Origin of the sequence: Streptomyces griseomycini (genome assembly GCF_014203535.1) — a bacterium.
Classification (GTDB): domain Bacteria; phylum Actinomycetota; class Actinomycetes; order Streptomycetales; family Streptomycetaceae; genus Streptomyces; species Streptomyces griseomycini.
On record NZ_JACHJI010000013.1, the window covers coordinates 1 to 13949 of the forward strand.

Consider the following 13949-nt stretch of genomic DNA (forward strand, 5'->3'; position numbering starts at 1 on the left):
GCGTTCTCGTTGATCGCGTTGAGCCAGCCGTGGTCGGCCTGCGGCCCGGCGAAGCCGATGGTGACCGGCTTGCCCGGCTTGTCGTCGGCGACCGGGGCGTTGCTCGTGTCCTGCTGCTTGCCGCTGGGCTCGTTGCTGGTGCACGCCGTGAGCAGCGCGCCGGCGGAAACGGCTGCGGAACCGAACAGCAGTGCTCTGCGGCTGGTGGCCGGGATTCTTGCCATGGCGGATCGACCCTTCGACTGGGTGGTGTGCGGGGGACGGAGGAGGGAGGGGCGCCGGACGGCGGGGTCAGGACCCGCCGTCCGGCGGTGTGCCGCACGGCGTCAGGCGTCGCCGCCGCGCAGTGAACGGCGCTGGACCAGGACCGCGGCGACGATGATCGCGCCCTTGGCGATCTGCTGGACAGCGGTCTCCAGGTTGTTCAGGGCGAAGATGTTGGTGATCGTGGTGAAGACCAGCACGCCGAGGACGGAGCCGACGATGGTGCCGCGGCCGCCGCTGAGCAGGGTGCCGCCGATGATCGCCGCGGCGATGGCGTCCAGCTCGTAGAGGTTGCCGTTGGTGTTCTGGCCCGAGCCGGCGAGCACGATCAGCATGAACGCGGCGATGCCGCAGCACAGCCCGGACAGCAGGTACAGGTACAGGCGCTGGCGGCGGACGTCGATGCCGGCGAGCCGCGCCGCTTCGGCGTTGCCGCCCACGGCGACGGTGCGACGGCCGAAGGTGGTCCGGTTGAGCACCAGCCAGCCGATGACGGTGACCGCGGCGAAGACCAGGACCAGGGGCGGGATGCCGAGGACGTAGGCGTCCCGGACGCCGAGGTCGAGGACGCTGTCGACGGTCACGATCTGGGTCCGGCCGTCCGTGATCTGCAGCGCCAGTCCCCGGGCGGAGGCCAGCATGGCCAGCGTCGCGATGAACGGCACCATCCTGCCGTAGGCGATGAGCACGCCGTTGACCAGGCCGCAGCCCACTCCGACGGCGACGGCGGTGAACAGGATGCCGCCGAAGCCGAACTCCTGCGTGGCGACCGTGGTCGCCCACACCGAGGCGAGCGCCACGATCGCGCCGACCGACAGGTCGATGCCGCCGGAGACGATGACGAAGGTCATGCCGACGGTGACGACACCGATCACGGACGCCTGCGTGAGGACGAGCTGCAGGTTGCTCGTCGCCAGGAACTCGTCCGGTGCGGTGATCCCGCCGACCGCGACGAGCACGGCGAGGACACCGAGCAGCGACAGACTGCGCACGTCCCATCGCAGACCGAGCGGTCGGCGCGAACTCTCCTTGTCCGCCGCGGACTCGGCGGCGGACGTCGGCGCTTCCTTCTGCGCCGTGGTGGCCGGCTGCGTCATGGCGTCGGGTTCCCTTCCATCACAAGATCGAGTACACGGTGCTCGTCGAGCTCCCGGGCGTCCGCCGTGTGCACGACGCTGCCTTCACGGAGCACCAGCACCCGGTCGGCGAGCCCCAGGACTTCGGGCACCTCACTGGACACGAGAAGTACGGCCAGGCCCTCGTCGGCCAGCCGGCGGATCACGGCGTAGAGCTCCGCCCGGGCTCCGATGTCGACGCCCCGGGTCGGCTCGTCCAGCAGCAGCACCTTGCAGCCGCGCAACAGCCAGCGGGCGAGCACCGCCTTCTGCTGGTTGCCGCCGGACAGCGTCCTGATCGCGGCGTCGGGGTTGTCCGGCCGCAGGGACAGCTCCCGAACCGCCTGGTGCGCCGCGGCGCGCTCGGCGCGCCGGTCGAGCCAGCCCGCGCGGGCGAACCGGGACAGGGTGGAGATCGAGACGTTGCTGCTGACGGACTCCAGCATCAGCAGGCCCTGCGCCTTGCGTTCCTCGGGGGCGAGGCCGATGCCGGCGCGGACGGCCGCGCGGACGCTGCCGGGGGGCAGCGGGGTGCCCTCGACGAGGACACGACCGCCGTCGGCCCTGCGCGCCCCGTAGACCGTCTCCAGGATCTCGCTGCGTCCGGACCCGACGAGCCCGGCCAGACCGACGATCTCACCGGGCCGCAGCTCCAGATCGACGGGCGCGAACTCGCCCCGCCGGGTCAGTCCTTCGACCTTCAGCACCGGTTCCCGTCCCGTGGCGAACCCCGCCCGGGGCCGCTCGGGGAAGACGTACTCGACGTTGCGTCCCGTCATCAGGGCCACGACCTCGCGGGTCGGTGTCGACTCCGCGGGCAGCCCGCCGGCCACGGCCCGGCCGTCCTTCAGCACCGTCACCCGGTCGCCGATGCGCCGGATCTCCTCGAGCCGGTGCGAGATGTAGACGACGGCCACCCCCTCCGCGGTGAGGTCCGCGACGATGCGGAAGAGGTTGTCGACCTCGTCCGGGTCGAGCGCGGCGGACGGCTCGTCCATCACGATCAGCCGGACCTCGTGGGACAGCGCCCGGGCCATCGACACGATCTGCTGCTGCGCCGCCGACAACTCCCCGACCGGGCGGGCCGGGTCGATCTCCGGGTGCCCGAGCCGCTTCAGCAACTGAGCGGTCGCCGTACGGGCGGTGGAGCCGCGCACGACGAACCCGGCGGACGTGGGTTCGTGTCCGAGGAAGACGTTCTCCGCGACGGACAGCCCCTCGATCAGGTCGAGTTCCTGGTAGATGGTGGCGATGCCCAGACGCATGGCGGCGACCGGCGACCCCAGGGTCACGGGCTCGCCCCGCCAGGTGATCTCACCGCCGTCGGGCTGATGAGCCCCGGCGAGCACCTTGATCAACGTGGACTTGCCGGCGCCGTTCTGGCCGAGCAGGCAGTGGACTTCGCCGGCCTGGACCTCGAGGTCCACACCGTCCAGGGCGCGGACGCCCGGGAACGACTTGGTGATGCCGGTCATGCTGAGCAGCGGTGGTTCTGGTGCCATGAGGAATCCCCTCGGCGGGTGCGGGCCGTGAGCGGGCAGGCCGGACAGGGCGGTTCGGGTACGTGGGCAGCTCCGGGGGCCCCTGGCGTCGTGTGCGCCGGGGCGTACGGGCTGATCAGGGCATGTCAGGGCAGGAGAGGACGCGGCAGGACAGGGCGGGGCGGAGCAAGGCGGGTCCGACGGCCCGCGACCGGTGCGGTGGTCGGAGCCGGCCGTCGAGGCGCCGTGCGGTGGCACGGCGGTGCTCCGGGCGTCGCGGTGGCGCCACGGGGGTGCGGTGGCGCGCTCGTGGTGGTCCGTGGCCGGCGGGGCCCGGCATCGGTCAGGCCGGTGAGAACACGTGGTCGCTGATGAGCCGGGCCGCGCCGATGGCTCCGGCGGCCGGTCCCAACTCACCCAGCACGATCGGCAGGTTGCCCGTGGCCAGCGGCAACGACTGCCGGTACACCTGGGTCCGGACACTGGCCAGCAGGGTGTGCCCGAGCCCGGTCACGCCACCGCCGATCACCACCAGCCCCGGATTGAAGAAACTGACGAGTCCGGCGATGACCTGGCCCAGGCGCCTGCCGCCCTCCCGGATCAGTTCCAGAGCCACCGTGTCGCCCGCTGCCGCGGCGGCCGACACGTCCGCGGCCGTCAGGCGCCCGGCCGTCTCCAGCCGAACGGCAAGCTCCCCCGACCGGCCCGTACGTGCGGCCTCCTCCGCGTCACGGGCCAGGGCGGCACCACTGAAATGCGCTTCCAGACAGCCCCGGTTGCCGCACGCACACGCGCGGCCCGCCGGTTCCACCTGGATGTGGCCGATGTCGCCGGCGCTGCCCGTCGTACCGCGGTAGACCTCACCGCCGACGACGATGCCGCAGCCGATGCCGGTCCCGATCTTGACGCACAGGAAGTCGCCCGCGGAACGTGCCACGCCCGCGTGCTGCTCCCCCACCGCCATCAGGTTCACGTCGTTGTCGACCATGACCGGGCAGCCCAGTTCCTGGCTGAGCGCCTCCCGCACCGGGAAGCCGTCCCAGCCGGGCATGATCGGCGGCGCGACCGGCACGCCTTCCGGGAAGCGGACCGGGCCGGGGACGCCGATGCCGGCGCCGTCGAAGCCCTCCGCGACACCGGAGGCCTTCAGCTTGGCGGCCATCGACAGCACCTGCTCGAAGACCGCCACCGGACCCTCCCGGACGTCCATCGGATGATTCAGGTGTCCCAGGACCTCCAACTCCGCGTTCGTCACGGCGACGTCGATCGACGTGGCACCGATGTCGACACCGAGGAAACGCAGCGCAGGTGCGAGCCGGATGTTGTGCGAGCGCCGGCCGCCCCGTGAGGGGGCGAGCCCGTCCGCGACCACCAGCCCCGTCTCCAGCAGCCGGTCCACCTCCACGGCCAGCTTCGAGCGGGACAGGTCCACCAGATCACCCAGCTGGGCACGGGAGTTGGGCCCGCTGTCACGCAGTAAACGAAGCAGCCGCGCCTGGTGCGCGTTCTCAGGTCGAGCAGTCATCCGTCTCACGAACCCCTCCCCTCCCCTCGCCCACGGCTGGGGACCCGGCGCCTGTCTCCGTCGGCTGAGTCGTCAGGCTTTCGATGAGGAACGTAGCAACGATTCACCGGACTGGGAAGAAGTTGCGCACGACTCGGTGCGACTTTTTCCACACGCAGGACAAAGTCTGGACGGGAACCCCGGACGGGCACGCCGCCTTCCTTCGGATCGCCGACGAACACCCGCTGGAGACCGCGCGCCGCGGGGCGGCCGAGGAGAATCGGGTGTGCGCGCCGCGGCCGGGGCCCGCACCACCTCGTGACCGGCCCGTGGCGCACAGCGATCACCCAGCCGCCCCGCCGTCCCTCCCCAGGAGTTTCCCGTGACCGTCGAGGACCTCAACGCCGACGCCTGGACCGTCTACGGCCGGCGCCAACTGGACCGGCGGTACGTGCCGCCCGTCCCGGAGCAGCTGAACTGGACCCCGTGGGCCGGCGTCGGCCCCGGGGCCGAGATCCTCGGCGACATCGCCGGCAAACGCGTTCTGGACATCGGGTCCGGGGCCGGCCACCACGCCGTGCACCTGGCCCGCGCCCACGGCGCGCTCGTGACCGCGGTCGAGCTGTCACCCACCCAGCACCAGCGTGCCGTCAGCGCCCACGCGGACGTTCCCCGCGTCCGGTTCGTGCCGGGCGACGTCGTCGACCACCTGAGCACCACCGCCCCCTTCGACGCCGCGTACGCCGTCAACAGCCTCGCCTTCATCGACCCGCACCGCGTCCTGCCCGCACTGCGCGCCGGCCTGCGCCCCGGCGCACCGCTGGTCCTCTCGCTCCTCCACACCGACCTGCACGGCCACGGCCCGTCCACGACGGTCGCGCCACGCGAGCAGACGATCAGGCTCCGGGACGATCCGCCGCTGCCCGTCCGGATGTGGGTCCTGGCGCCCCGGCTGTGGGAGGACCTGCTCATCGAGCACGGCTTCCGCGTCGAGGCCGTCGACCTCCTGCACCACCCCGACGAGAGCGTCCCCGTCGTGCAGCAGCTCATCCGCGCCCGGCGCCTCCCGGACCGTCGCGCACGCGTCACCAGCCGGCCCCGCACCACACGGCCGCCCGCACCGCACGCGGCCGTCGGCGTCGGCGCCGTCGTCCTCGGCGACCGGGGCGTGCTCCTCGGCCGCCACCGTCACGGCACCCTCGAACTGCCCGGCGGAACCGTCGAAGCCGGGGAGTCCCTGGAGGAGACCGTGGTCCGCGAACTCGCCGAGGAGACCGGCCTGACCGTCCGGCCCGAGGACGTCACCCTGCTGGGCACGCTCGTCGACCACGTCGGAGACGTCGTGCGGATCACCGTCGGCGCCCTCGTCACCGCCTGGCAGGGGCAGCCGGCCACACAGCCGCACGAGAGCGTCGGCGACTGGGCCTGGTACCCCCTGGACCGGCTGCCGGACGGCCTGTTCGTGTGCAGTGCCCAGATCCTCACCGCCTGGCGCCCCGACCTGCCCGTCGACCACGCCCCCGCGCACTTCACCCCCTACGCCCACCGCACGTCCGCGGAGGGGGTCCACCGTCTCCGCGGCCGGAGCGAGGCGTGACGGCGCGGGTCACGGTTCGGCGAGCAGGGCCTCCACGGCGGAGTGCAGCTCCTCCGGCGTCGACCGTCGACCACGCCGACGAGACCGCCTCCGCGCAGCGTGAGGCGCCCGGCGCCTTCCCCGGGCTCGGGGCCTGCCCACCGGTCCCCTCCCCGCGACGGCCCCGATGCGCCACTCGTCCCGGGCCGTCCGCGGCGCCGGCGGTGACGGGGGTGAGGAGGGCGGTCAGGGGTGCGGGGACGGTGGGGGCGAGTCCGCCGGCGAGGGTGACCGCGGTCAGCGCGGGCGGGTTCGCCGCCGCGGCCACGACGAGCGGGCTCACGGCACCGGGAGCGGACCCGGTGGTCCGGACCGGACGGAGGACACCCGTGCCGAGGCCGGTCACGAGCCGCAGCAGCCGCCGGTCCGGCCGGTTCCGGGGCGCCGAAGCCGTCCGTCCCGTCCGCGACGGGACCAGGACCCGCGTCGAGGCCCTCGTCACCGGGATCGAGGCCCGGCAGGAGGAACGAGCGGCACGACCGCCGGGCACGCCGGGTGCCGCTCCGCCCGTCGGTCAGGCCGCTGATCCAGAACGTCCGACGTGACCTGGGATATACCCTTTGGCGTCCGGTTTCGCGTAGCTTGACCGACTGCTCCCGCACAGCGCCGTGACATCGGGGGCACGTCACAGCGATCGTTCAGGAGACCCATGCGCCCTCGAATACCCTTCGTCCCCCGCACAGCCTCCCTCCCGCCCGTGGCCCTGGCGGGCGGCGCACTGACCGTGGGCATCGGCGGTCTGTACCTCGCCGGGCTGCTGCTCACCGGCGGTGAGATCGAGGCGGGTACGACGGTGCGCGGCGTGGACATCGGGGGCCTGACCCGCGAGGAGGCCGCCCGGAAGCTGGAGCAGCACCTGGTGGCGGCCGGCCCGCGGAAGCTGGCGGTGAAGGTCGGCGACCGCAGGGGCACGGTCGACCCGCGGCAGGCGGGGTTCGCCTTCGACGTCCGGGAAACCCTCGACCGGGCGGCGTCCACCGGCGCCGATCCGGTCGGCGTGATCGGCGGGCTGTTCCGCTCGGGCGGTGACATCGAGCCGGTCGTGCGGGTCGACGAGGACAAGGCCCGCGCCACCCTCGGGAAGCTGTCGGAGACGCTCGACCAGCGGGTCCGCGACGGCGCCGTCTCCTTCGCCGGCGGCCGGGTCGAGCAGACCGCCCCGCGCACCGGGTACGCGCTGGACGCGGACGCCGCGATCGGCGCCCTGCGCGCCCCCTTCCTGCGCGGCGCGGCGGACTCGGTCACGGTGCTGCCCGCACACGAGACCAGGCCGAAGGTCACCGCGGAAGAGGTACGGCGGGCGGTGCGCGAGTTCGCGCAGCCGGCGATGTCGGCGCCGGTCGCGCTCACCGCGGGCGGCAAGCGGTTCACGATCACCCCGGCCGTGCTGGGCGAGCACCTGACGATGCGGCCGGACGGCGCCGGCAGGCTCGCCCCGGACCTCGACGGCAAGGGCCTGCGCGCCACGCCCGCGGTGGCCGGCGCCCTGAACGGCCTCCCCGCCACGCCCCGGAACGCCCGGCTGGGGCTCGAGGGCGACGAGGTCGTGGTGACCGCCGACGCCAGGCCCGGCGTGGAGGTCACCGACAAGGCCCTGGGCAAGGCCGTCCTGCCCCTGCTCACCGAGTCGGGCACCGCCCGCACCGGCGAGGTGGAGACGCGGCGGATCCAGCCGGAGGTGACCCGCGAGAACGCGGCGCGCCTGGGGCTGACCGAGAAGATGTCCTCCTTCACCGTCGAGTTCGAACCGGCCGCCTACCGCACGACGAACGTCGGCCGGGCCGTGGAACTCATCAACGGCTCCGTCGTCATGCCGAACGAGACCTGGAGCTTCAACCGGACCGTCGGCGAGCGCACCGAGGCCAACGGCTTCGTCGACGGCATCATGATCTTCGACGACCAGTACACCAAGGCGCCCGGCGGCGGTGTCTCCGCCGTGGCCACGACCGTCTTCAACGCGATGTTCTTCGCCGGGGTCAAGCCCGTCGAGCACGGCGCCCACTCCTTCTACATCGAGCGCTACCCCGAGGGCCGTGAGGCCACGGTCGCCTGGGGCAGCCTCGACCTGAGGTTCACCAACGACTCCGGCAAGGCCGTCTACATCCAGGCCGAGTCCACCGACACCTCGCTGACCGTCAGCTTCCTCGGCACGAAGAAGTACGACGAGATCACGTCGGTCAAGGGGCCGCGCACCCATGTGCAGCAGCCGGAGACGAAGGTGAGCACCGACGAGCAGTGCGTGCCGCAGACCCCGCTCGAGGGCTTCGACGTCACCGTGGAACGGGTCTTCCACGACGGCGGCCGGGAGGTGAAGCGGGAACCGTTCCGCACCCACTACACCCCGCGTGACGAGATCGTCTGCGAAGAGGCACCGGGCGAGCGCCGGCCCTGAGGCCCCCCGTCGGTCCGTCCGGCGTGCCGTCGCCCCCGTCACCCGGACCCCGCCGCCCCGTCTCGACGGCGACGCCGTCCGCAACGAGGCGGGGCGGCGGGGTCCGAGGAGTCCGACCGGTCACCCCGGAGGAACACGCGCGAAAGGGCACCCACATCAAGCAGATGCCCTATTCGTCCGATTACCCTAACTTTATGGAGTCGCATCCAACTCCTCCGGGCACCGGTCACGGCGACCGTACGCCGCCGGACGCCGGCGTACGCCCGGAGATCCTCGCCTCCTGGCAGCGCTCGCAGTCGCTCGGCATCGACCGCGAGAGGGCGGCCCTGCCGATCGACAGCGACCTGGATCCCGACTCCCGGCTGATCAGGGCCGCCGCGCCGGTGCTGGACCGCCTGTGCCATCGGTTCTCGGGCGTGCCGGTGACCGTGGCGCTGGCCGACTCACGGGCGAACATCCTGGACCGGCGGGGCGACCCGACGGGGCTGAAGCTGATGGACGCCGCCTCCCTGGTGCCCGGCGCCAACGTCGACGAGCGGTTCATGGGGACCAGCAGCGTCAGCATGGTGCTGAGCACCAGGGCGCCGTTCGTGGTCGTCGGCCACGAGCACTTCCTGCACGACCTCAAGGAGCTGACCTGCATGGCCGCGCCGGTGCGCGACCCGGTGGGCGGCGCCGTGCGGGGCGCGGTGAACCTCTCCGTGCCCCGGATGCTGGCCGAACCCGGCATGGCGCTGGCCCTGCAGGACGCCACCGAACGCATCGGGGAACGCCTGCTGGAGCTGGGCACGGCCCGTGAGCTCGACCTGATGCGTTCCTTCCAGCGGGCCAGGGAGCGCGGCGGGCACGCCGAGCTGGACCTCGGCTCGGGAGATCTGTCCCGGCTCGGCGGGCCGGCGCCCCGGCTGGCCTCGCAGGAGCGGCTGATACTGCTGGAGCGCGCCGTCGAGCTGATCTCCTCGACCGGTGAGACGTTCACCGAGGTCCCCCTCGCGGGCGGTCGCGTGGCCGTGCTGCGCCGCCGGGAACTGCGCCACGGCGACGCGGAGGGTGCGGCGGTCGAGGTCAGCTTCGAGAACGCCCGCGGCACGGGTGCACCGGGCCCGGCGACCGCGACCGCCCCCGACGGTCGTCACGTGCCGCTCCTGGACCGTTCCACCGCCGCGGCGGAGGCGGCGAGCACGCCCGACACGACGCCGGAACCGCACGCCGCCGGGCCGACCGACGCGTGGCTGCTGCTGGTGGGCGAGCCGGGCGTCGGCCGGCTCGCCGCCGAGGCGCGCGGGCGGCTGTCCCTGCTGAACGAAGCGGGCACCCGGCTCGGCACCACCCTGGACATGCGGCGTACCGCCGAGGAACTGGCGGAGATCGCCGTGCCGCGCTTCGCCGACCTGGTCGTCGTCGACCTGGTGGAGGGCGTCCTGGCGGGCGAGGAGCCGCCGCCCGGACGGCTGCCCCCCGACGTGGCACTGCGCCGGGTGGCGGCCTGGGCCGGTGAGGGCTCCCGCGACACCCCGATCGGCGGCGTGGACCATCCGGCCGGCTACCCCGCCGGCACACCCCAGGCCCGGTGCCTGGGGACCGGGCAGCCGGTCACGGACTCGGTGCTGACCGCCGCCCTCACCGAGCAGGGCGACCGGGTGCACCCCGTCGGCCTGCTCGGTGAGGGCGTGCACTCCTACCTGGGCGCTCCGCTGTCCGCGCGGGGTTCCGTCCTGGGCCTGGCGGGGTTCTACCGCCGTGGAAGGACGAGGCCGTACGAGCAGGACGACCTGACACTGGCGGGCGAGCTGGCGGCCCGTGCCGCGATCAGCGTGGACAACGCCCGCCGCTACCGCCGGGAGCACCACGCCTCCCTCACCCTGCAACGCAGCCTGCTGCCGCACGCCCTGCCCCGGCTGAGCACCGTCGACCTCGCCGCCCGGTACCTGCCCGCGGACGCCAGGGCCGGCGTGGGCGGGGACTGGTTCGACGCGATCCCGCTGTCCGGGATGCGCGTGGCGCTGGTCGTCGGGGACGTGCCCGGATACGGTCTGCAGGCGGCGGCGACCATGGGCCGGCTGCGCACGGCGGTGCGGACGCTCGCCGGGCTGGACCTGCTGCCCGAGGAGGTCCTGGCCCATCTGGACGACCTGGTCAGCCGCACCCCCGACGAATCCTTCGGCGAACAGGACCCCGCGACCGGGGCGACCTGCCTGTACGCGGTGTACGACCCGGTGTCCTGCCGCTGCACGGCCGCACGGGCCGGGCACCCGCCGCCCGCTCTGCTGACGCCGGGCGGGGAGGCGCGGCTGATCGACCTGCCGGCCGGTCCGCCGCTCGGGCTCGGCGGGATCCAGCCGTACGAGTCCGCCACCGTCGACCTGCCCGCGGGCAGCCTGCTGGCGATGTACACCGACGGCCTGCTCAAGGAGAACCGCGGCTACGGGAGCACCGACGCGCGCACCGGGCGGCTGCTGGCCTCGCTGGACCACGCCGGTCCGGCGCTGGAGGACATCTGCGACCGGGTCACGGACACCCTCCTGTCCGGCGGCCCGTACGACGACGTGGCCCTCCTGCTGGCCCGTGTGCACGCGCTGTCCGAGGACCGGGTGGTGTCCTGGGAGTTCCCGTCCGACTCCTCGGTCGTGGCGCGGGCCAGGGAGCTGACCCGCGCTCAGCTCGCCGCCTGGAACATGTCGGAGCTGGACTTCAACACCGGGCTGGTGGTCAGCGAGCTGGTCACCAACGCCGTGCGGTACGGCGGCCGGGGACCGGTGTGCCTGCGGTTGCTGCGCGACGACTCGCTGATCTGCGAGGTCTCCGACCGCAGCAACACCTCTCCGCGCATCCGGCGGGCGGCCACGACCGAGGAGGGCGGTCGCGGGCTGTTCCTGGTGGCGCAGTTCACCAAGAGCTGGGGTGCCCGTTACATGCCCCAGGGCAAGACGGTGTGGGCCGAGCAGGTTCCGCAGCCGGAGCAGCCTGCGTCGGAGATGGACGAACAGGCGCTGCTGGCCATGTTCGACGACTCCGGCTGACCCGCCGGCCGACGACACGGGGCCCACCGGTGGAAGGGCCGTCGCGCGCGGCGGACTGCGGGAAGGGTGCCCCCGCCGCGCCTGGCGACGTGCCGGCGGAGTCGGCAACAGGTCGGCGCTGTTCCGGGCCCCTGCCGGTCGGCGAACCGTCGGCGTCGGTCGTCGAGGGCCGGCCGTCCCCGCCCGCTGCCGTCGGAAGTCCCGGCGCGCGAAGGCCCCGGTGGCCTCGAGGTCCAGGTCACCGGGGCCGGGGCCATGCACGTGGGGGTCAGACTCCGGCCGCCTCCGACTCGCGCGTGGGCTCCGCGGACGTGGTGGTGTCGCCGAGTTCCTCGTGGAGCTTCTCGCCCTCGACGTCGACGTTCGGCAGGAGGCGGTCCAGCCACTTGGGCAGCCACCACGCCTTGGTGCCGAGCAGGGCGAGCACCGCGGGCACGAGGGCCATGCGGACGACGAAGGCGTCGAAGAGGACCGCGATCGCGAGGCCGAAGCCCATCATCTTGATCATGTCGTCGTTCTCCATGATGAAGCCGGAGAAGACGCTGATCATGATGATCGCGGCCGCCGCGACGACCCGGCCGCCGTGGGTGAAGCCCGTGATGACGGACTCGGCGGCGGACGACCCGTGGACGTAGGCCTCACGCATGCGGGTCACGAGGAAGACCTCGTAGTCCATCGCCAGGCCGAAGACCACGCCGATCATGAAGATGGGCATCATCGACATGATGGGACCCGGCTGGTCCACGCCGAACACGTCCGCGAGCCAGCCCCACTGGAACACCGCGACCACCGCGCCGAGCGCCGCCGCCACCGAGAGCAGGAAGCCCAGGGCCGCCTTCAGCGGGACGAGGACCGAGCGGAAGACGAGCATCAGGAGCAGGAAGGCGAGGCCGACGACCAGGGCCAGGTACGGGACCAGCGCGTCGTCCAGGGTCTGCGAGAAGTCGATCGTCATCGCGGTCATGCCCGTGACCAGCACGGTCGCGCCGGTTTCGGCCTTGATGCCGCCGGACAGCGAGCGGATGTCCTTGACCAGCTCCTCGGTGGCCGCGTCGCTCGGCCCGGTCCTGGGCACCACGGTGAGGACGGCGGTGTCGCCCTGCTCGTTGAAGTTCGCCGGGGTGACGGCCGCGGCCTCGCCCAGGCCGGTGATCTCCTTGCCGACGGTCTCGGCGGTGGCCTTGGGGTCGTCCGCGCCCCGCGTGTCGACGGTGACCATCAGCGGGCCGTTGAACCCGGCGCCGAAGGACTCGGACAGCATGTCGTAGGCCTTGCGCTGGGTGGTGTCGGGCGCCGAGCTGCCCTCGTCCGGCAGGCCCAGTTCCAGGCTGGTGGCCGGCACGGCGACCGCGCCGAGGCCGATCACCGCGGTGAGCAGCACGGTCACCGGACGGCGCAGGACGAAGCGAGCCCAGCGGGTGCCGAGCTTCGGCTTTGCGGGCACCGTCCGCTGTCCGGCGGCCGCCCTGCGGTCCTTGCGGCTGAGCGCCTTCTTGCCGGCGAAGCCGAGCAGGGCCGGGGTCATGGTGAGCGCGATCAGCACGGCGATGCCGACCGTGGCGGCGGCGGCCAGGCCCATCTTGGTGAGGATCGGGATGTTGACCACCGCGAGCCCCGCCAGGGCCACGATGACGGTGAGTCCGGCGAAGACGACCGCGGAGCCGGCGGTGCCGACCGCGCGTCCCGCGGCCTCCTCGGGGGTGCGGCCCTCGGAGATCTCGGCGCGGTAGCGCGAGACGATGAACAGGGCGTAGTCGATGGCGACCGCGAGGCCGATCATCATGGCGAGCGTGGAGGTCGTGGCGGACAGTTCCAGCGTGCTGCCGAGCGCTCCGATACCGGAGATGCCGATGCCGACACCGATGATCGCCGAGAGCAGCGGCATGCCGGCCGCGACGAGGGAGCCGAAGGTCAGCAGGAGCACGACGGCGGCGACACCGATGCCGATCAGCTCGGCGGTGCCGCCCATCTCCTGTTCGGCCATGACCGCGTCGCCGCCGGTCTCGACGGTGAAGCCGTCGCTGCGCGCGTCGTCGGTGGCCGCGGTGAGCGCCTCGCGGGCCTGGTCGGTCAGCTCCATGGAGTTGACCTCGTACGTCACCGAGGCGTACGCGGTCGTGCCGTCCCGGCTCACGGCGTCCGCCTCGAACGGGTCGGCGACCGAGGCGACCTGCGGGCCGTTTCCGAGGGCGGTGACCAGTTCCTCGACCGTGGCCTTGCCGGCCGGGTCGGAGATCTTCCCGCCCTCGGGGGCGCGGATCACGACGCGCGCCGTGGCGCCTTCGGCACTGGCCGCCGGGAAACGCTCATCGAGCAGGTCGAACGCCTTCTGGGACTCGGTGCCGGGCATGGAGAAGGAGTCTTCGGGCGGGGCGGGCGCGGTGGACGCGGCGACGCCGGCGCCCACGAGTATGGCCACCCACAACAGGGCGACGAGGCCGCGGCGCCGGAACGCGCGTCGGCCGAGTCGATAAAGAAACGTAGCCACCTGGGACCAATCCGTTGTATTTCGGGCAGGACGAGACCCGGCACATGGG

7 protein-coding genes and 1 pseudogene are annotated in these 13949 nt (G+C 73.1%); 3 read left to right on the forward strand and 5 right to left on the reverse strand.

What is annotated here, in order from left to right; genetic code table 11:
* From FHS37_RS29380 to FHS37_RS29395, 4 genes and pseudogenes are all read right to left on the reverse strand, one after another.
* Positions 1 to 224 (reverse strand): annotated as a pseudogene (locus tag FHS37_RS29380) (sugar ABC transporter substrate-binding protein); the annotation flags it as partial.
* 102 nt (positions 225 to 326) lie between these two features.
* Positions 327 to 1361 carry an ABC transporter permease gene (locus FHS37_RS29385; protein WP_184826738.1) on the reverse strand — a complete coding sequence of 345 codons (1035 nt, stop codon included), beginning with the start codon at positions 1359 to 1361 and terminating at the stop codon, positions 327 to 329.
* A complete protein-coding gene (locus FHS37_RS29390; protein ID WP_184826740.1) occupies positions 1358 to 2881 on the reverse strand; it encodes a sugar ABC transporter ATP-binding protein in 1524 nt (507 codons plus the stop codon). Before FHS37_RS29390 ends, FHS37_RS29385 begins: the two co-directional genes overlap by 4 nt.
* 322 nt (positions 2882 to 3203) lie before the next feature.
* Positions 3204 to 4385 carry an ROK family transcriptional regulator gene (locus FHS37_RS29395; RefSeq protein WP_184826742.1) on the reverse strand — a complete coding sequence of 394 codons (1182 nt, stop codon included), beginning with the start codon at positions 4383 to 4385 and terminating at the stop codon, positions 3204 to 3206.
* A 361-nt stretch (positions 4386 to 4746) separates the two neighbouring features.
* Between FHS37_RS29395 and FHS37_RS40610 the strand changes: the two genes are divergently transcribed.
* The 3 genes from FHS37_RS40610 to FHS37_RS29410 all read left to right on the forward strand — a co-directional run bounded on the left by FHS37_RS40610 (position 4747) and on the right by FHS37_RS29410 (position 11412).
* Positions 4747 to 5961, forward strand: a complete 1215-nt coding sequence (locus tag FHS37_RS40610) for a bifunctional class I SAM-dependent methyltransferase/NUDIX hydrolase (RefSeq protein ID WP_184826744.1) — start codon at positions 4747 to 4749, stop codon at positions 5959 to 5961.
* 688 nt (positions 5962 to 6649) lie between these two features.
* Entirely contained in the window at positions 6650 to 8392 is a 1743-nt protein-coding gene (locus tag FHS37_RS29405; protein ID WP_184826746.1) for a VanW family protein, read from the forward strand.
* 194 nt (positions 8393 to 8586) lie between these two features.
* Positions 8587 to 11412 carry a SpoIIE family protein phosphatase gene (locus FHS37_RS29410; RefSeq protein ID WP_184826748.1) on the forward strand — a complete coding sequence of 942 codons (2826 nt, stop codon included), beginning with the start codon at positions 8587 to 8589 and terminating at the stop codon, positions 11410 to 11412.
* Positions 11413 to 11680: 268 nt separating this feature from the next.
* On the opposite strand, the gene FHS37_RS29415 is transcribed toward FHS37_RS29410, so the two are convergent.
* On the reverse strand, positions 11681 to 13900 hold the full coding sequence (locus tag FHS37_RS29415; protein ID WP_184826750.1) for an MMPL family transporter: 2220 nt from the start codon (positions 13898 to 13900) through the stop codon (positions 11681 to 11683).
* Between the last annotated feature and the right edge of the window lie 49 nt (positions 13901 to 13949).